At 75.1% G+C, this 18139-nt stretch carries 17 protein-coding genes; 8 read left to right on the top strand and 9 right to left on the bottom strand.

Going from position 1 to position 18139, the window contains the following annotated elements:
- Window positions 1-28: 28 nt before the first annotated feature.
- Entirely contained in the window at window positions 29-1069 is a 1041-nt protein-coding gene (locus ACI795_RS19180) for a glutathione S-transferase family protein (protein ID WP_457077253.1), read from the bottom strand.
- 117 nt (window positions 1070-1186) lie between these two features.
- On the opposite strand from ACI795_RS19180, the gene ACI795_RS19175 reads away from it, so the two are divergent.
- The gene (locus ACI795_RS19175) at window positions 1187-1441 is read left to right on the top strand and encodes a hypothetical protein (protein ID WP_457077252.1); all 255 of its coding nucleotides are present in this window, start codon (window positions 1187-1189) and stop codon (window positions 1439-1441) included.
- A gap of 72 nt (window positions 1442-1513) precedes the next feature.
- On the opposite strand, the gene ACI795_RS19170 is transcribed toward ACI795_RS19175, so the two are convergent.
- From ACI795_RS19170 to ACI795_RS19155, 4 genes are all read right to left on the bottom strand, one after another.
- Window positions 1514-2362, bottom strand: a complete 849-nt coding sequence (locus tag ACI795_RS19170) for a formate/nitrite transporter family protein (RefSeq protein WP_457077251.1) — start codon at window positions 2360-2362, stop codon at window positions 1514-1516.
- Window positions 2363-2464: 102 nt separating this feature from the next.
- Window positions 2465-4150, bottom strand: a complete 1686-nt coding sequence (locus ACI795_RS19165; RefSeq protein ID WP_457077250.1) for a protein kinase domain-containing protein — start codon at window positions 4148-4150, stop codon at window positions 2465-2467.
- A gap of 89 nt (window positions 4151-4239) precedes the next feature.
- Window positions 4240-6093 carry a glycoside hydrolase family 15 protein gene (locus tag ACI795_RS19160; protein ID WP_457077249.1) on the bottom strand — a complete coding sequence of 618 codons (1854 nt, stop codon included), beginning with the start codon at window positions 6091-6093 and terminating at the stop codon, window positions 4240-4242.
- Window positions 6090-6983 carry a glucose 1-dehydrogenase gene (locus tag ACI795_RS19155; RefSeq protein WP_457077248.1) on the bottom strand — a complete coding sequence of 298 codons (894 nt, stop codon included), beginning with the start codon at window positions 6981-6983 and terminating at the stop codon, window positions 6090-6092. Before ACI795_RS19155 ends, ACI795_RS19160 begins: the two co-directional genes overlap by 4 nt.
- A 21-nt stretch (window positions 6984-7004) precedes the next feature.
- Here ACI795_RS19155 and ACI795_RS19150 point away from each other — a divergent pair, with 21 nt between their 5' ends.
- Entirely contained in the window at window positions 7005-7172 is a 168-nt protein-coding gene (locus ACI795_RS19150; RefSeq protein ID WP_457077247.1) for a hypothetical protein, read from the top strand.
- A 62-nt stretch (window positions 7173-7234) separates the two neighbouring features.
- Here the strand turns inward: ACI795_RS19150 and ACI795_RS19145 are convergent, their stop codons facing one another.
- Window positions 7235-7966, bottom strand: coding sequence for a hemerythrin domain-containing protein (locus ACI795_RS19145; RefSeq protein ID WP_457077246.1), 732 nt, complete (start codon window positions 7964-7966; stop codon window positions 7235-7237).
- A gap of 250 nt (window positions 7967-8216) precedes the next feature.
- Between ACI795_RS19145 and ACI795_RS19140 the strand changes: the two genes are divergently transcribed.
- Both ACI795_RS19140 and ACI795_RS19135 read left to right on the top strand, forming a co-directional pair.
- A complete protein-coding gene (locus ACI795_RS19140; RefSeq protein ID WP_457077245.1) occupies window positions 8217-10895 on the top strand; it encodes a S8 family serine peptidase in 2679 nt (892 codons plus the stop codon).
- Window positions 10896-10972: 77 nt separating this feature from the next.
- Window positions 10973-11986, top strand: coding sequence for an LLM class flavin-dependent oxidoreductase (locus ACI795_RS19135; protein ID WP_457077244.1), 1014 nt, complete (start codon window positions 10973-10975; stop codon window positions 11984-11986).
- Between the two features lie 48 nt (window positions 11987-12034).
- On the opposite strand, the gene ACI795_RS19130 is transcribed toward ACI795_RS19135, so the two are convergent.
- Complete coding sequence (locus tag ACI795_RS19130; RefSeq protein ID WP_457077243.1) at window positions 12035-12241, bottom strand: hypothetical protein; 207 nt, start codon at window positions 12239-12241, stop codon at window positions 12035-12037.
- A 180-nt stretch (window positions 12242-12421) separates the two neighbouring features.
- Between ACI795_RS19130 and ACI795_RS19125 the strand changes: the two genes are divergently transcribed.
- The 4 genes from ACI795_RS19125 to ACI795_RS19110 all read left to right on the top strand — a co-directional run bounded on the left by ACI795_RS19125 (window position 12422) and on the right by ACI795_RS19110 (window position 15703).
- Window positions 12422-13951, top strand: a complete 1530-nt coding sequence (locus tag ACI795_RS19125; RefSeq protein ID WP_457077242.1) for a DUF4407 domain-containing protein — start codon at window positions 12422-12424, stop codon at window positions 13949-13951.
- A gap of 134 nt (window positions 13952-14085) precedes the next feature.
- Window positions 14086-14619: an NUDIX hydrolase family protein gene (locus ACI795_RS19120; protein ID WP_457077241.1), complete on the top strand. Its 534-nt coding sequence runs from the start codon at window positions 14086-14088 to the stop codon at window positions 14617-14619.
- 154 nt (window positions 14620-14773) lie between these two features.
- A complete protein-coding gene (locus tag ACI795_RS19115; RefSeq protein WP_457077240.1) occupies window positions 14774-15169 on the top strand; it encodes a hypothetical protein in 396 nt (131 codons plus the stop codon).
- A gap of 69 nt (window positions 15170-15238) precedes the next feature.
- Window positions 15239-15703, top strand: coding sequence for a hypothetical protein (locus ACI795_RS19110; RefSeq protein ID WP_457077239.1), 465 nt, complete (start codon window positions 15239-15241; stop codon window positions 15701-15703).
- 55 nt (window positions 15704-15758) lie between these two features.
- Here ACI795_RS19110 and ACI795_RS19105 read toward each other — a convergent pair whose 3' ends face one another.
- Complete coding sequence (locus tag ACI795_RS19105) at window positions 15759-17000, bottom strand: MFS transporter (RefSeq protein WP_457077238.1); 1242 nt, start codon at window positions 16998-17000, stop codon at window positions 15759-15761.
- 149 nt (window positions 17001-17149) lie between these two features.
- Window positions 17150-17923 (bottom strand): thioesterase family protein, encoded by a 774-nt coding sequence (locus ACI795_RS19100; RefSeq protein WP_457077236.1) that lies wholly within the window; start codon window positions 17921-17923, stop codon window positions 17150-17152.
- Window positions 17924-18139 lie beyond the last annotated feature (216 nt).

Below are 18139 nucleotides of genomic sequence, written 5' to 3'. Positions count from 1 at the left end.
CGACCGGCGCGCCGGTCGGAGCGACCCCTCAGCGGTGGCCGATGCCGCCCGGGCCGTGCTCGGGCGGGATGACCTCGCCGGGGATCGGCGGGCCGGGCGGGGTGCCGTCGCCGAACGGGCGGCCGCCCAGCTCCTCGCGGTGGTGCGGGGTCAGCCAGACCGACGTGTCCGGGCCCATCGGGATGATCTGGGTCGGGTTGATGTCGGCGTGCACCACGTAGTAGTGCTCCTTGATCTGCGGGAAGTCGGTGGTGTCGCCGAACCCCGGGGTCTGGAACAGGTCCCGGGCGTAGCCCCACAGCGCCGGCATCTCGGTGAGCTTGTTCCGGTTGCACTTGAAGTGGCCGTGGTAGACGGCGTCGAACCGGGCCAGCGTGGTGAACAGCCGGACGTCAGCCTCGGTGATGGTGTCGCCCATCAGGAAGCGGCGGGTGGTCAGCCGCTCCTCCAGCCAGTCCATCGCCGTCCACAGCCGCTCGTAGGCCTTGTCGTAGGCGCGCTGGGAGCCGGCGAACCCGCAGCGGTAGACCCCGTTGTTGACCTCGGTGAAGATCCGCTCGATGACCTCGTCCATCTCCGCGCGCAGGTGCTCGGGGTAGAGGTCGGGGGCGCCGTCGCGGTGGAACTCCCACCACTCGGTGGAGAAGTCCAGCGTCATCTGCTTGAAGTCGTTGGTGACCACGGCCCCGGTCGGGACGTCGACCATCGCCGGGACGGTGATGCCGCGCGGGTACTCGGGGTCGCGGGCGAAGAACGCCTGCTGCAGCCGCTCGTAGCCCAGCACCGGGTCACGGCCGTCGGGGTCGAGGTCGAAGGTCCAGCTGCGCTCGTCGTGGGTGGGGCCGCAGATGCCCATCGAGATGACCTGCTCGAGACCGAGCAGCCGACGGACGATGGCGGCCCGGTTGGCCCACGGGCAGGCCCGGGCGATCACCAGCCGGTAGCGCCCGGCCTCGACCGGCCAGCCGCCGCTGCCGTCGGCGGTGATCCGGTCGGTGATGTAGTTCTGGTCGCGCTGGTAGTCCTGACCCTTTTCGACGTAGCCGCTGCCGCTCTTCGAGGTGCTCACCGCCCCAGCCTCGCCGACGGTGCGCCGTCGCGCTCGCCGACCCGGCCCCGTGCTGCCCGGTGACCGGGTCGGGTTGATCACGTCCGGCCCGGTCGGAGCGGTCGCTAGCCTCGGGGGATGGCCGCCGCCCCGTTCCGTCCCCCGTGGTTCGCCCATCCCGTGCTGCCGGTGGTGGCCGGGGGCGCCGCGCTCTACAACGCCGTCCAGCTCGTGCTGCGGCTGGTCGACGGGCTCTGGGGCGAGGCGTTCCTCAGCTTCGCGTGGTGCGCCGTCTTCGGCTACGTGATGGTCGAGTCGATCCGCTTCCGCCGGGAGCAGGACGCCGCCGAGGCCGCCGCCGACGACGGCACGGTGCCCCCGCCCGGGAACTGACCTGCCGGGAGGGGGCAGCACCGCCCCGGACGCCCCCGAGAGTTCCGGGGCGGTGCTGCGTCTGTACCCGCCTCAGGCGCGCTCCGCCTCCGGCGCGTCGCTGTCGGTCTCGGTGTCGGGCTGGTCGCGCAGGAACAGGTACCAGTAGGACGTCGCCACGAAGACGACGGCGCCCACCAGGTTGCCCAGGCCGGCGAACAGCCAGTTGAGCAGCACGTCGCCCCAACCCAGGTCGGGCACCCCGGCGAAGATCGCCGCCGGCAGGAAGAACATGTTCGCCACCACGTGGTCGAAGCCCATCGCCACGAACGCCATGATCGGGAAGAAGATCGCCAGGATCTTGCCCGAGACGGTCCTGGCGGCCAGCGACATCCACACCGCGAGGCAGACCAGCCAGTTGCAGCCCACGGCGCGCAGGAAGACCTGCCAGGACGACTCGTCCAGCGCCTTGCCCTCGGAGATCGAGGCCAGCCGCTCGTAGGTGAGCGCGCCGGTGCCGGTGGCACCGGCGTCGCCGATCACCCCGGTCTGCACGGCCAGGAAGTAGGCGACGAACATGGCGCCGATCAGGTTGCCGATGAGCACCAGGGAGAGGTTCTTGGCGACGTCGCCGACGCCGATCTTGCCGCGCATGGCGCCCAGCGGGACCAGGGCCATGTTGCCGGTGGCCAGGTCGGAGCCGGCGATGAGCACCAGCACCAGGCCGAGGGTGAAGGTGGCGCCGGTGAACAGGGTCGGCAGCGTGCCCCACGTCGCCGGGTCCAGCCCGGAGGACACGGTGATGGCGACCAGGCCGCCGAAGGCGATGTAGGCCCCGGCGAGGAAGGCGCTCACCAGCACCTTGTCCCAGGTGCGGCGGGTCTTCTTGGCGCCGGTCTGGGCGGCGGCCTGGGCGATCTCCTGCGGTTCGCGAGCGGCCACGGCTGACCTCCGTTCGGTTCACGGGTGGTGTGGCCCGGGCTGGAGCCACCTGCCCGACCAGCCTCACCGAACTCACCCGGTCCTGCCATGTGGGAGGCCGGGTCAGCCGTCGCCCTGGCCCTGTCCGCGGCCGTTGCCCCCGCCGTTCCCCCCGCCGTTCCCACCGCCGTTGCCACCGCCGTTGCCGCCCTCGTCGGCCTCGTCCTCGTCGGCCTCGTCCTCGTCCGGTTCGTCCTCGCCACCGGTCGACGGGGTGGCGCTGGGTGTGGAGGGTGTCGGCACGACCGGGGTCGGCGGGGCGGGGACGGCGTGGACGACGGTCACCGTGGTCCCGCGGCCGACCCGTCCGGTCGGGGAGACCGAGATGACCTCACCCACGGGGACCTCGTCGGTCTGCTGCGGGCTGAGGCTGACTCCCAGGCCGAGCTGTGCCAGCTCCGCCGTCACGGCGGCGACCTGCCGGCCGACGTAGTCGCCCTCGGTGACGGTGACCTCCTGCGGCGACCCCGATGGGCTCGTCCCCGGGGTGCGGGTGCCCTGGTCGGTCGGCTGCTGGTCGGTCGTGGTCGGCGGGGGGGTGCGCTCGGCGTCGCCGGTCGCGGAGCGGTCCGTGAGCTGCACGACGACGAGGACCAACGCGGCCACGGCCAGCAGTGCCACCGCGGCGAGGGCCAGTCCGCGGCGCCTCCGCCGGGGCGGCGTCGCCTCGGCCGGGCGCGCACCGCCCCCGGACCCGGCCGGCGGACGGCCGCCGGACCCGGGGGGCCGTCCGCCGCCGACGGACGTGCCGGGGGGCACCGGGGCGGCGAAGACCCGGGTGGCCGGCGTCGAGCGGGCGCCCGGGGTGGGCGGCAGGACCGCGGTCCCGTCGGCGGCGGCGAACTGCGTCGTCCGGTCGTCCTCTCCCGAGAACGCGGTGGAGATCGCGGTGGGGGGCACGGCGCGCAGCGGCCGGCCGGCGCGCACGTCGTCGACGGCATCCCGGAATGCGGCGCCGTCGGCGATGCGCTGCGCCGGGTCCTTGACCAGCGCGCCGGCGATGAGCGCGCGGACCGGCTCGGGGACGTCGGCCGGCAGCGGCGCCGGGGTGTCCCGGATCTGCATCAGCGCCACCTGCACCGAGCTCTCCGCGTCGAACGCCCGGTGCCCAGCGAGGCACTCGTAGCCGACCAGGCCGAGGGCGTAGACGTCGCTGGCCGGTGTGGCCCGGGAGCCCTGCGCCTGCTCGGGGGAGAGGTAGTGCGCGGTGCCGATGACCTGGCCGGTCTGGGTGAGGGAGACGCTGGCCGCCGAGAGGGCCACGCCGAAGTCGGTGAGCTTGACCGTGCCCTCGGCGCCGAGCAGCACGTTGCCCGGCTTCACGTCCCGGTGCACCACGCCGCTGGCGTGCGCGGCAGCCAGGCCGGCGGCGCACTGACGGAGGACGTCGAGGGTGCGGTCGGGGTCGAGCCGCTGCTGGCGGTGCAGCAGCTGGGACAGCGACTCGCCGCGGACCAGCTCCATGACCAGGTAGGCCAGGTGCTCCTCACCGGGGTGCTGCGGGCGGACCTCGCCGTAGTCGAAGAGCGTGGCGATGTTGGGGTGGAGCAGCCCGGCCGACAGCTGCGCCTCGCTTCGGAAGCGGGCCAGGAAGGTGGGGTCGCCGGTGTACTCGCTGCGCAGCACCTTCACCGCCACGTCCCGGTTGAGCACGGTGTCCCGCGCCTGCCAGACCTGGCCCATGCCACCGGTGGCGATCAGCGAGGTCAACTGGTAGCGGCCATCGATCAGCCGGCCGGTCGGTTCCACACCGCATCTCCCGTCGTCGGCCCGTCGTGGGCGTCCCCGACCGACGACCATGCCACCCCGGCGGCGCGGGAGCAGGGCCGGCGGGTGGCTCAGCCGCCGGCGCCCCGCTGCTCGGAGACGGTGATCGCGGCGTTGACCAGGGCCAGGTGGGACAGCGCCTGCGGCAGGTTGCCCAGCAGGTCTCCGGTCTGCGGGTCGAGCATCTCGCTGAGCAGGCCGACGTCGTTGGCGGCGCCCGTCAGCTCCTCCATCAGCTCGACCGCCTCGTCCACCCGGCCGCACAGGGCCAGCGCGGAGACCATCCAGAACGAGCAGGCGAGGAAGGTCCCCTCGTCGGCGTCGGCGCCGCTGAACCGGTACAGGTGGGGGCCGGCGCCGAGCTCCTCGCGCAGCGCGTCCAACGTGCGGCTCATCCGCTCGCCGCGGTCGAAGCCGCTGATGGCGTGCAGCACGATCGAGGCGTCCAGCTGGTCGGTACCGGGGTACCAGACGTAGGCCCCCCGCTCCTCCGACCACGCGTGCTCGTCCACCCACCGCCGGATCCGCTCCGCCTCGCTGCGCCAGCGGGCCGGGTCGCCCGGGATCTGCCCGGCCTCGGCCAGCTCCACCGCCTTGCTCAGCGCGACCCAGGCGCCCAGCTTGGAGGTCGTGTAGTGCCGGGACTCGGGCAGCTCCCACATGCCGGAGTCCCGGCTCTGCCAGCGGTCGCAGGCCAGGTCGGCGACGCCGGCGAGCAGCCGGCCGGTCTCGGCGTCGAGCACGTTCCCGTTGGCGACGTAGAGGGAGACGATGGCGAACAGGTCGCCGTAGGGCCCCAGCTGCAGCTGCTCGATCGCGGTGTTGCCGGTGACCACCGGCCCGATGCCCCGCCAACCGGGCACGTCCCGGAAGGCGGCGGGGCGGATCGGCTCGCCGGCCAGGGAGTAGCAGACCTGCGGCTCGGGGCCGTGCCGGCGGATGGTGGACAGCAGCCAGCTGATCGCCCCGTGGGTCTCCTCCCGCAGCCCGAACCGGAACAGCGCGGTCAGCGCGTACGCCGAGTCGCGCACCCAGGCGTAGCGGTAGTCCCAGTTCTTGCCGCCGGCCGGGGACTCGGGCACCGAGGTGGTGGCCGCGGCGACCATCGCCCCGCTGGCGGCGTGGATGAGCAGCTTCAGGTGCAGGGCGCTGCGCCGGACGGCGCCCTCCCAGGGACCGTCCCACTCGAACGTCCGGCTCCAGCTGGCCCAGTTGGCCACCGTGCGGTCGATGCCCTCGTCGACCAGCTCCGCCGGGGGCAGGAACAGTGGCTCACCCTCGGTGGCGACCACGGCGAGCAGGTGCCGGGAACCGGGGGTGGTCGTGTAGCCGACCTCGATCCGCCGGTCGCCCACGTCGACGTCGTCCGGGGCCAGCGTGCGCACGGCGAGGGTCAGCTGGCCCACCCGGAGCACTGGCCCGTTCGCCGTCGTGTGCACCCACGGGGCGGCGGTGTTCATGCACGTGCCCGGCTGTACGGCGGCGCGCAGCCGCACCGAGCCGGTGAGCCCCTCCACCCGGCGGGCGAACTCCGCCCACGGCAGCCGGCCGGCCACACCGGTGTTCATCGCGTCGGTGACCCGCACCGAGCCCGAGGCCGTGGTGAAGGTGGTGGTGAGCACGTTGGTGTGGGGGACGTACTCGCGGCTGACGGTGAACTCCTCGACCGGGCACAGCTCGATGCACCCGCCGTTCTCCGCGTCGAGGAGGGCACCGAAGACCGGGGCGGCGTCCATCGCCGGCAGCGGCAGCCAGTCGACCCGGCCGTCGCGGCCGATCAGCGCGATGGTGCGCCCGTCGCCGATGGCGGCGTAGGTCCGCAGGTCGGCGTAGCCGGCGGCATCCCGTTCGTCGGCCGGCCCGGACCCGGCGCCGTCCGCGCCCCAGTGCAGGTGGGGGCGGCGCCGGGTGGCGTCCGACGTCACGGCGTCGGCATCCCACCGTTGACGTTGAGGGTCTCCCCGGTGACGTAGCTGGACTCCGGCGAGGCGAGGAAGACGTAGGCCGGGCCCAGCTCGGCGGGCTGGCCGGCGCGGCCGATCGGGGTCTCCTGGCCGAACTCCGGCAGCGCCTCGGTCGGCTGGCCGCCGGAGGCCTGCAGCGGCGTCCAGAACGGACCGGGGGCCACCACGTTGACCCGGATCCCCTTCGGTGCGAGCTGCTGGGCCAGCGCCTTGCTCATCGTGTTGATCGCGGCCTTGGTGGTGGCGTAGTCGACCAGCCCGGGGGAGGGCTGGTAGGCCTGGATCGAGCTGGTGTTGATGATCGTGGCGCCGGCCGGCAGGTGCGGCAGCGCCTCCTGCACGATCCAGAACAGCGCGTAGACGTTGGTCTTGAAGGTCTGGTCGAACTGCGCCGAGGACAGGTCGGCGAGGTCCTCCGTGTAGGTCTGCTTGCCGGCGATGTTGGCGACGATGTCCAGCCCGCCCAGCGCCTCCAGCGCGGTGTGCACCAGCTGCCGGGCGGCGGCCTCCTCGGAGATGTCGGACGGGGCGAGCACCGCCGTCCGGCCGGCCTCCTCGATCAGCCCGGCGACCTGCTCGGCGTCGGCCTGTTCGCTGGGCAGGTAGTTCAGGACGACGTCGGCGCCCTCGCGGGCGAAGGCGATCGCCGCGGCGCGGCCGATGCCGGAGTCCGCGCCGGTGACCAGCGCCTTGCGGCCGGTGAGCCGCCCGGTGCCCCGGTAGCTGGTCTCGCCGTGGTCGGCGGTCGGCGCCAGGTCCTGGGCGAGGCCGGGGGCGTCCTGGCTCTGCTCGGGGAAACCGTCGGTGCGGTACATCGTGGTCGGGTCGGTGAACGTGAACTGGTCGGGCACGGGTCTCCTCGGTTCGTGGGGGTGGCCGCACCCGCAGTGCCCGGTCCGGTTGCGGACGACACACCGGCTCACCGGGCGGTCAGCGCCACGCCCACGGCGGCGGCTGCGGCCGGGCCGCTGCCAGGGGAGCTGCTGGACACCCGCACCGCGATGACCCGCACCCTGCTCGGCGCCACCCCCACCGGCTGACCCACCGTCTCCCGCCGGAATGGCCATTCGGGCGGGAGACGGGAGGTGGGACGCGGGGGAGGTCAGGCGGCGGGCGGGGCGCCGCGCAGCCGGACGACAGCGGCGCGGAAGTCGCGCCGGCCGAACAACCGCCACGCGGTCCGCGCCGCGCGGGGCAGCCCCACCATCAGCCGGGCCCGGTCCCCGGCGCAGGCGTCCTCCAGGGCCAGGCCCAGCACGAACATCTGCTCCCGGCCGGACAGCGGGTTGCCCGCGGCGCGGCTGATCGCCGCCCAGTCCGCGGAGGTGAGGTGGGTGGCGACCAGCGGCAGCAGGGCGCGCTCCTCGGCGGCGGTGTGCACGCCGACGGCGGCGGCCAGCCGGGTGCAGGCCGCGGCGAAGACGTCCTGGGACCGGTCGCCCCCGGCGACCGCCCACTGGCGGCCCGCGGTGGTCAGCTCCCGCAGCAGCTGGTCGATCAGCGCGGCCCGGGTGGACCAGGCCTGCACCTCGCCGCGGGCGTCCTCGCGGACGCCGTCGGGGAGGCCGGTGAGCAGCAGGGGCCAGAGCAGGTCACGTTCGGTGGCGTGGTGCTGGACGACGACGCGGGCGACCAGGTCGGCGTGCTCGGCCAGCTCGGCGGCGCGGGCGGCGTCGTCGGCCGGCGCCCACGCGGTCAGCTCGGCGAGCAGGCGCAGCTCGCGGCGGGCGAGCCCGTGCAGCACGCGCTGGTAGGCGACGGCGGCCGTGCTGGGCAGCCGGTCGGGGTCGGGGGTCGGGGCGGCCGCAGGGCGGGGGAGGACCGCGGCGGTCATGGCGCACCTTCTCCGGCATCGGGGTGGATCGGACGACCGCACGGTAGGGGGGCCGGACGCCCGCCGGACAGCCATTTCCGGGCCCGGCGGCCAAGATCAGTCCGAGGTCGGGGGGACACGCCGCCCGGGTCATCCTCCAGTCGGAGGCGGCCTCACCCGTTCGGGTCATCCAGCTGTCCTGCCCGTCGGTCGATACCAGCCAGGCAGTCCCTGCCCGGGACCTGCACGGTCCCGACCAGGAGGCACCCGAATGGACCACCAGCGAGCCGACGAGCGCGTCGTGCGCCGGCCCGACGCGCCCCCGCGCCGCCGGACCGGGCGGCGGCTGCTCGCCGCCGCCGCGGCCGCGGTGCTCGGCTTCGGCGGGGCCGCGGCCATCGACCACCTGGCGCTGGCCGACGGGATCGAGCCGCTGGCCGACTTCGGCCCCGACGGCGACGGGCTGAGCCGGCTGGTGGTGACCGCCGCCGGCCGCCCCGTGGACGACACCGAGCTGGCCGCGCTGCAGGCCCGGCCGGGTGTGGTCAGCGCGCAGCGGATCTTCGACGGGTCGGTCCTGGTGGCCACCGAGGGCCTGTCCCCGGCCGACCTGGAGGGCGTCGTCGCCGACGGTGCGGTCGAGCCGTCGGCCACCGCCACGGTGTTCGGGACCATCACCGACCCCTTCTGGGCGCAGTACGGCTGGAACCTGGAGAACACCGGGTCGAACGCCTACGGCCAGCCGGCGGTCGCCGGTGCCGACGTCGCCGCGCCCGCGGGCTGGGCGGCCGGCACCGGCCGCGGCCTGGTCGTCGCGGTCACCGACACCGGGCTGATGGCCGGGCACCCGGACCTGGCCGGCGCGCTGTGGACCAACCCGGACCAGGCGTGCAACGCCCCGGACACCGACGGCAACGGCCTGGCCGGTGACTGCCACGGCTGGAACTTCTACGGCGCGAACGCCGACTACACGAACGCCGGCAACGACAACAGCCACGGCACCGGCGTCTCCGGCCTGGCCGGTGCGCGGGCCGGGAACGGCCAGGGTTCGGCCGGTGTCGCCCCGGACGTCACGATCATGCCGCTGGTCATCGGTGCGGGTGGCAGCGTGGACGTCACCGCCGGCGCGGCGGCGATCGTCTACGCCGTCGACCAGGGTGCCGACGTCATCAACGCCTCCTGGGGTGGCCCTGGGCTGTCCCCGGCGCTGGCCAAGGCGATCGACTACGCCAACGCCCACGGCGTGCCGGTGGTCGCCGCCGCGGGCAACGACGCCGGCGACCGCGACGTCACCCCGGTCTACCCGGCCAACTACCGGGCGCCCAACGTGGTCACCGTCGGCAACAGCACGGCCGCGGACACCGTCAGCTCGAGCTCGGCCTACGGCGCCACCACCGTCGACCTGTTCGCGCCCGGCCACTACGTGCTGACCACGAGCAACACCGGTGGCTACAACGTGATCAGCGGGACCAGTGCCTCGGCGCCACAGGTGGCCGCCGCGCTGGCGCTGTACCGCGCGCACCTGCCCACCGCCTCGGCCGCGGACCTCAAGGCCCGGCTGCTGGGCGACACCCGCACGGTGCCCGCCTTCGTCGGGAAGTCGGTCAGCGGCGGGCGGCTCTCGCTGGCCGCGCTGGGCACGACCGTCGAGGACGTCCGCTACTCCTTCACCGGCATGCGGACCACGCCGGGCACGGTCGCCCCGCAGGTCGTCGTCGACGGCTCGACCCCGGCCGGCGCCTACAGCGTGCGGTTCGGGCTGGGTCTGGAGCACCAGGGCGAGGTCATGGCCGTCGCCGGGCACCCGGTCGACCTCGGCGGCACGGTCGCCGCCACCGACGACAGCGGCGAGGTGGCCTTCGACCTGGGCACCCGCGCCAGCGCCGGACCGCAGGTGCTGAGCCCGTCGACCGAGCTCGGCGCCGGGCGGTACGTGCTGACCGTGCAGCTCTACCGGGACGGCACCCCGGCCGGGCGGCGCTTCGCCGCGCCGCTGCTGGTCGCCACCGCCGCCGCCACCCCGCCGTCGGCCGCGCCGACCTCGTCGGCACCGACCTCGGCCGCCCCGACGTCCGCGGCCCCCTCGAACGGGCCGACGCAGCCGACCGCGGCACCGACCTCCGGGAGCACGGTCGCGCCGTCCCCCGGCGCGACGGCCGCCCCGACGTCGTCCGGCTCGGGTGGCTCCGGCGGTGCGTCACCGACGTCGTCGGCCTCGGCCTCGCCGACCGCGACGCCGACCGGCCAGGCGCCGGCGCCGACCGCTCCGCAGGTCACCTCGTCGCCCACCTCCTCGGCTGCGGCCGCCCCGACCTCCGGTGGCTCGGGCACGGCGGCGCCGACGTCGACCGGTTCGTCGTCGGTCCCGACCGGCACCGCTGGGCCGACCGGCACCTCGACCGCGCCGCCGCCGGCCAGCAGCCCGACGTCCTCGGCGTCCGCGCCGTCGTCGCCGGCGGACGGCGGCAGCAAGGAGTACCCGCCGACCGGGCCGTTCGGGCTGACCTCGATCAGCCCGGCGCAGGTGGGCACGGCCGGCGGCACGTCGGTGACCATCACCGGCTCGGCCATCCCGGACGGTGCGCTCGTGGTCGTCGGCGGCAGCCGCTCGGCGACGGTGACCCGCGTCTCGGCGACCGAGCTGGTGTTCACCGCACCGGCCCTGGCCGCGGGCACCTACGACGTCACCGTCTTCGCCTCCGACCGCACCACGTCCGCGACGCTCACCGCAGCGCTCACGGCGGTGGACGCGGGGTCCGGCGAGGCGTCGCCCACCAAGACCGGCAGCACGCCGACGTCCACCGCGACGCCGACGTCGAACGCGGCCCGGCCGACCGAGGTGACCGGCCCGAACGGAATGCGGCTGGTGCGGTCCTCGGTGCTCGCGTCGCTGGCGCCGCGGATCTGGCAGGTGAACTGCTCGTCGGCCTGCAGCGGGATGGCCGTCTGACGGACTCCCGCCGGCCCGCCCGCACCAGGGCGGGCCGGCGGTGACCCCCTCCGGAGGCCACCGGGCAGGATCGGGGCATGCCCGCACCCGGTGACCCGCTCCAGCAGCTCGGCTTCCTGACCATCGGCCTGTTCGACGGTGCCGACCCGGGCCCCGGCCACGAGACGACGCTGCGGGTCATCGAGCTCGGGGAGCAGCTGGGCTTCGACAGCGCCTGGCTGCGCCACCGGCACCTGCAGTACGGCATCTCCTCCCCGGTCGCGGTGCTGGCCGCGGCCACCCAGCGCACCTCCCGGATCGCGCTGGGCACCGCGGTCACCCCGCTGGGCTGGGAGAACCCGCTGCGGCTGGCCGAGGACCTGGCCACCGTCGACGTGCTCTCCGGTGGCCGGCTCAACCCCGGTGTGAGCGTCGGGCCGCCGATGCACTGGGACGACGTGAAGACCGCGCTCTACCCGGACACCGCCGACCTCGAGGACCTCTCCTACGAGCGGGTGTCCCGGCTGGTGCGCTTCCTGGCCGGGGAGCCGGCGTCGTCCTTCGCCGGCCGCGAGGGCGTGGCCGAGGAGTGGTCGGACCGGGTGCAGCCGCACTCGCCCGGGCTGGCCTCGCGGGTCTGGTACGGCGGCGGGTCGCTGCGCTCGGCCCAGTGGGCGGGCGAGCACGGGATGCACTTCCTGACCTCGTCGGTGGTCAAGGCGGAGGCATCGGAGGACTTCGCCACCGAGCAGGCCGCGCAGGTGCAGGCGTTCCGGGCCGCCAACCCGGCCGGTCGGGTGTCGCAGGGGCTGGTGGTCATCCCCACCGACTCGGCGACGGCGGAGCAGCGGGCCCGGTACGCCGCCTACGTCGAGGCCCGGCTGCCGCGGACGGCGTCACCGCAGGGTCCGGCCCGGATGATGTTCGCGCCGGACCTGATCGGGAATTCGGAGCAGATCGCCGAGCAGCTCTACGCGCACGCCGGGTTCCGCGAGGTGTCCGAGGTGGTGTTCGCCCTGCCGTTCAGCTTCGAACCGGCCGACTACGTGCAGATCCTCACCGACACCGCCCAGCACCTCGGCCCGGCGCTCGGCTGGTCGCCGTCCGCCTGACCCCGGCCTCCGCCGACATGGCCATGTCGGCGGCAGGTGGGTCGGGGTTCAGTCCGCCGGCTCGGCGATCCAGTGACCGGTGTGCGAGAAGTCCTCGGTGGCCGGCCGCTGGCAGGACGGGCAGGGGTCGGCGACCAGGTTCCCCTCCGCACCCAGCCGCTGGCGCAGCCGGCGCATGGACCGGGCGCCGCCGGACAGGTCGGAGATCCAGCTGTCGAGCGCGTCCGTGTCGAGGGCGTGATCGGTGGTGCTCATGGCGGGCTCATCGGCGGCCGGGGCACCCGCCGGGACCACCTGCGGCACGGGTGAGCCGGATGAGCCGGGTGTGACCGGGCAGCGGCACAGGCCACACCCGCCGACGCGGGCGGCGGCGGTACCGGACCGGTCGTGGGCGACCGATAGCGGTACGCAGAACCCGGCGGAAGGAACCACCCAGTGCGCACCCGCACCCGTTTCGGCGATCGGCTGGCCGTGCTCGGCGGCGCCCGGCTCGACGTCCTGCGCGTCGCCCCCGGCGCCCGCGCCCGGCAGGTCGCCCTCGGCGGCGTCCTGCTGAGCACCGGCGCCCTCGCCGCCCTGTCCGCGGCCTTCGCCGTCCACATGACCCTCGGCGCCTGGTGGGCGGTGGCCGTGGCGATCGGCCTCGGCTGGGGTCTGGTGATCCTCAACCTGGACCGGATGCTGCTGACCGGCATGTCCCACGACCCGTCGTGGAAGCGGAACGTGGCGATGGCCCTGCCCCGCGTGGCCCTGGCGCTGGTGCTCGGCACCGTCATCTCGACCCCGCTGACGCTGCAGGTCTTCAGCAAGGAGATCGACGCGACGATCGTGACGATGCAGGCCGAGGCCGCGCAGCAGTTCAGCGAGGAGCTGGACGCCGACCCGCGCTATGCCGCGATCCCGGCGCTGTCCGATCGGATCGCCGAGTCGCAGGCGGTGCTCGCCGGCGGCCGCACCGCCGACCCGAACGCCGCCCCCGCTGTGGTCGCCGCCCAGGCCGAGCGCGACGCCAAGCGCGCCGCGTACGAGACAGCGGTCGGCCGGTACGACGAGCTGCAGGCGAAGGCGCAGTGCGAGCTGGACGGCAGCTGCGGGTCGGGCCGGCCCGGCACCGGCGACGCCTACTTCTCCGCCGCGGCCGCCGCCGCCCAGCAGGCGTCGGCGCGGGACCGCGCCAAGGCCGAGCTGGACGACGCCGAGGCCGCGCTGCAGCAGGCCCGGACGACGGCGGGCGAGGAGGCGGCCAGCGCCGACGCCCGCGGGATCGCGCTGGCCCGGACCGACCTGGCCGCCGACAGCGCCGAGCTGACCCGGCTGACCGACGCCCGCAACGCCGAGCAGGCCGCGTTCGACGCGGAGAACGGCGAGAGCGACGGCATCCTGGCCCGGCTGGAGGCGATGGACCGGCTCGGCGAGGAGCGGCCCATGGTCGGCACCGCGCACCTGATGCTGTTCCTGCTCTTCCTCTGCATCGAGGTGCTGCCGGTGCTGGTGAAGGTGATGCTCAACTTCTCCCCGCCCAGCGCCTACGACCGGCTGCTGGCGGTGCGCGACGCCGAGGAGATCGAGGCGGAGAAGATCCGGGTGCAGGGCCGGCAGCGGGCGCAGCAGGCCCGCGCGGACCTCGTCGTCGCCGCGGAGACCGACCGGATGGCGCGGGAGATCCTCGAGCGGGAGATGGCCCAGCGCGAGGAGGCGGCGCGCAAGGCCGCCCGCCGTCGCGCCCGCCGGCTCCCGCGGACGCTGCGGGCGATCTTCCCGGCCCGGGACGGCGCCCCGGCCGCGCCCGAGCTCATCGAGCCGACGCTGGACACCGGCGAGCTCGAGGCGCTGCTGACCGGCTCCTACGAGGCGGGGCTCTACGGCACGTCGTCCCGCGGCGCGGACGCCGGCCGCCCGCAGGTGCCCGGCCCCCGGCCGGCCGCCGACCCGGTGCTGGCCGGAGCCGACGACACCGACCGCTGACCCGCCCAGTCCGCAGACATGGCCGTCTCCGCCCTCCCCAGGAGGGCGGAGACGGCCATTTCTGCTCCCCGACGTGAGTGACGGCACCACCCTCCTGCGTGCCGGGTGCGCCGCCGTCGGATAGACAGGCAGGCATGACCGAGGTGACGAGCAGCTCTGGCGCCAACTGGCTGTCCCGGGAGGAGATGGACGCCGCCCGGGAGCGGCTGCCGATCCTCTACGTCGACGCGGTGCCGGTGCGGGTCGACGACCACGGCGTCGTCACCTCCGTCGGGCTGCTGCTGCGCATCGGCGAGGACGGGCAGGTGAAGCGGGCCCTGGTGTCCGGCCGGGTGCTCTACCACGAGCGGGTGCGCTCGGCGCTGCTGCGGCACCTGGAGAAGGACCTCGGCCCGCTGGCGCTGCCGCGGGTGCCGGCCGCGCCCCAGCCGTTCACCATCGCCGAGTACTTCCCGACCCCCGGCGTCACCCCGTTCCACGACCCGCGGCAGCACGCGGTGTCGCTGGCCTACGTGGTGCCGGTGGAGGGTGACTGCGCTCCGCAGCAGGACGCGCTGGAGCTGACCTGGTTCACCCCCGACGAGGTGCGCGAGCCCACCGTGCTCGCCGAGCTGGCCAACGGCCAGAGCGCCCTGCTGCTGCAGGCGCTGGCCCACCTCGGCGTCTGACCCCTCCACCTCGCGGGTTTCCCCCGGGGGAATCCACACCAGTGTGAGCGACTGAACACGGAGCGTTCATGTCCGCGCTCTCACAGTTCCGTGGCGGTCTCGGAACGGCGCTGGACCCTTACGGCCGGCTGTGCGCCCGTTCACCATCCTCGCCATGACGTCAGCAGAGGTGGTCGGCAGCCGGGTCTCCCGTCGCGAGCGCGCCCGCCTCCTCGTCGTGCTCGACGGGGTGACCGGTGGCGCGGACGAGCTGGTCCGCGCGCTGCGGGACGCAGCCCGGCAGGAGGGCAGCGTGCTCGCCTGCACCGTGGTCGCCCCGCGGGCCGACGACGTCCAGCGCGAGCTCGCCCGGGCGGCGCTGGAGGCCCAGGTGGCCCGCGCGGAACAGCAGACCGGGGTGCGCGGGCGCACCGAGACGGCGCTGCTGGACCCGGCGGTGTTCGAGGCGCTCAGCGGGACGGCGCGGGGCGGGTCGCTGGTGGTGGTGCAGGAGCACCGCCGGCGGGTGCTGCGCTCGGCACCGCTGCGCCCGCTGGCCTGGCCCGCCTGAACCGGCGAGCCGTTTCCCGGCTCACCGGCCGGGGCAGGTCCCGGTCCCCCGAGACAGAGGAGACCGGCCATGCCCACCTGGGCCATCGTGGTCATCGTGATCGCAGCGGTCGTGCTGCTGGCACTGCTCGCCGTCGTCGTGGTCCGACGCAGCAAGACGGCCAAGGCACGCAAGGCCGAGCAGGCGCGCGAGGCGCTGCGCGACGCTCAGGTGCGACAGGCCCGGGCGGACAAGGAGCAGGCGCTGGCCGACGAGCAGCTCGCCCGCACCCGCCGCGAGCGCGCCGAGGCCGAGGAGCGGCTGGCGCTGGCCGAGCGCGAGGCGCAGGAGCACGCCGGCCAGGCGCAGGAGGACCGCTCGGCTGCGCAGCAGCTGCGGGCGAAGGCCCAGAAGCTGGCCCCGGGGCTGTCCGAGCAGGACCTGCACCGGGAGGACGCGGACCACACGCCGGACCTCGACCAGCAGCCGAACGTTGCCCAACCGGTGGCGCACGACGACCGCACTCCCTCCGGCGGCGGCGCCACCCGCGCCTGAGTGCCGGATCCGACAGCGCCCCGGCTCCCTCGCGGAGCCGGGGCGCTGTCGCGGATCAGGCGGGGAGGGGTTCCGGCTCGCGGTCGCGGGGCGTGGAGGCGGCGTGGGCGACCCCGGCGGCGACCACGATCGCCGCGGCGACGGCGGGCAGCAGCAGCCCGGCCTCGGCACCGAGCCGGTCGACGACGAGGCCGGTGGCCGCCGACGCGACGGCCTGGCCGACGACGACCGCGGAGCCGAGCATCGTCATCGTGGTCGCCGAGCGGCCGAGCGGGCTGAACCGCGCGGCGAGGCTGTACTGGCTGACGAGCGTCGGGCCGATCCCGCAGCCGAGCACCGCGAGCGCGACGACGAGCGCCAGGACCGAGCGGGCGGACGCGTAGGCGACCGCCGCGGCGAGCAGCAGCGACCCGAAGACCAGCCACCGCGCCCGCTGGCTGAACCGGGCCGGGAACGCCGCCGACCCCAGGGCCAGCGCGGCCGACCCGATGCCCATGACGCCGTAGAGCAGCCCGGCCCGGTCGCCGTTGCCGTCGTCGGCGAGGAAGCCGGTGAGCGAGGTGAGGGTGGCGCCGAAGAAGAAGCCGATGCCGAGCGTGCCGGCGACCACGGTGAGCAGCGAGAACCGCGCCAGCTCCCGGGCCGGGGCCTGCACCTGCGGGGAGTCGGAGGTACCCGGGTCGAGCCGTCCGGTGGGGTGCAGCGCGAACCGGGTGACGAAGACGAACGTCAGCGCCGAGGCGCCGGCGATCGCCAGCCACGGTGCGACGGCGGTGGCCAGCAGCCCGACGAGGAACGGGCCGACGATGAAGACCATCTCATCGGCCGCGGACTCGTAGGCCATCGTCGAGTTGAGCACCTTCTCGCGCCGGTTCGGCGCGATCGCCCGCCGGATGATGGCCACCAGCCGGGTGCGCGACATCGGGGCGATCTGCGGCGCGGAGGCGCCGATCAGCACCGAGAGGGCGAGCAGCAGGACGTCGGAGAGGGTGCTCGCGACGACGAACGGGAAGGCCGCGAGCAGCGACGCGTTCACCAGCCCGACCGGGACGAGCACCCGGCGCTGGCCGAACCGGTCGGCGGCCGCGCCGAGCAGCGGCCCGACGAGGGCGGTGCCCAGGCCGGCGGCGGCGGAGTTGAGCCCGCCGAGGGTGACCGAGCCGCGCTCGGCGACGACGAGGGTGAGCACGCCGACGGTGATCATCGCGTACGGCAGGCGCGCGATGAAGGCGAGCGGGAAGTAGGAGAAGCCGGCCTGCTCGATGAGCTCGTTGCTGGACGATCGCGTGTGGAACATGACCTCTGCTGGCGGGATCGGGCGTGCCGCCTTGCTCCGCCGGGTCCACCGGCTGCAGGTTGTTACACACGGATTGCAGGAACTGCACGACGATAACCGACATCGGCGCCGGCTGTCGGCCGATGGGGTGCCTTCGGGTGAGTCGCCGGTCAGCGTTCCTGGACCAGCAGCGGCTGGGAGACCTGGCCGATCGCACCGCGGGCGTCGGCGAGCGTGCCCAGGCACAGCCCGATGCCGTCGGCGGCGATCGACGTCCGGCACGACAGGTGCACCCACTCGCCGTCCGGCTCGCGGGTGAGGTGGGTGGTCATCCCCGGCGGGATGGAGAACCAGCTGCGCAGCGGCAGCTCGACGGATATGCCGTTGGCGGCGTCGGCGGCGACCAGCGTGCGGTCCAGGCCGGTGAGCTCCTGGCCGGCGATCAGCGGCACGCGGACCCGGGTCCAGACGTCGGCAGGACCGAGCCGGTCCGGTGCGCCGGCGGTGTAGCGCCAGTCGAGGGCCTGGCCGTAGCCCCAGTCGGGGTGGTCGGGCAGGAACTGGCTGTTCGCCTCCGGGACGGCCGGTGGCGGGCTGAGCTCGGTGACCACCGGCGGCGTCGGCCCGGTGGTGATCGACCAGACCCGGGCGACAGCGACGGTGCGGCCCTCGACGGTCATCGCGGCCTGGGTGAGGGCGATCCGCCGGCCGGGGCGGACGGCGGAGACCTCCACGGTCAGCTCGCGCCGGGGGATGGCGCCGAAGAAGTCGACGCTGACCCGCGCCGCGCGCAGCCCCTCGCCGGTGGCGCCGACCGCCAGGTGGGCCAGCAGCGCCGACGGTGGCCCGCCGTGCTGGGCGTCGGAGTCCCAGGGGCTCTCGGTGGCCCGGGTGGGGGAGAAACGGTTGTCGCCCAGTGGCAGGTAGAAGGCCTCGACGTCCACACCGGGCAGTCTCGCCGATGCCGCTCATCGCTCACCTGCCGAGTTCCCGTCGCCAGAATGGCCATTCTGGCGACGGGCGCCGGAGACGGGTGTGGGGGGGGGGGGGGGGGGGGGGGGGGGGGGGGGGGGCCCCCCCCCCCCCCCCCCCCGGCGGCGGGGGGGCCGGGGCCCCGCCCCCCGCCCCCCCCGCCGGGGGCGCCCCCCCCCCCCGCCCCC

This window comes from Modestobacter sp. SYSU DS0290 (assembly GCF_054050955.1).
This window is presented reverse-complemented; position numbering and strand designations above follow the sequence as displayed.

Coding starts and splice junctions, on each gene's coding strand:
- ACI795_RS19175 (WP_457077252.1), top strand. CDS start 1,187: ATGGCCGCCGCCCCGTTCCGTCCCCCGTGGTTCGCCCATCCCGTGCTG.
- ACI795_RS19145 (WP_457077246.1), bottom strand. CDS start 7,966: ATGACCGCCGCGGTCCTCCCCCGCCCTGCGGCCGCCCCGACCCCCGAC.
- ACI795_RS19140 (WP_457077245.1), top strand. CDS start 8,217: ATGGACCACCAGCGAGCCGACGAGCGCGTCGTGCGCCGGCCCGACGCG.
- ACI795_RS19135 (WP_457077244.1), top strand. CDS start 10,973: ATGCCCGCACCCGGTGACCCGCTCCAGCAGCTCGGCTTCCTGACCATC.
- ACI795_RS19130 (WP_457077243.1), bottom strand. CDS start 12,241: ATGAGCACCACCGATCACGCCCTCGACACGGACGCGCTCGACAGCTGG.
- ACI795_RS19120 (WP_457077241.1), top strand. CDS start 14,086: ATGACCGAGGTGACGAGCAGCTCTGGCGCCAACTGGCTGTCCCGGGAG.
- ACI795_RS19115 (WP_457077240.1), top strand. CDS start 14,774: ATGACGTCAGCAGAGGTGGTCGGCAGCCGGGTCTCCCGTCGCGAGCGC.
- ACI795_RS19110 (WP_457077239.1), top strand. CDS start 15,239: ATGCCCACCTGGGCCATCGTGGTCATCGTGATCGCAGCGGTCGTGCTG.
- ACI795_RS19105 (WP_457077238.1), bottom strand. CDS start 17,000: ATGTTCCACACGCGATCGTCCAGCAACGAGCTCATCGAGCAGGCCGGC.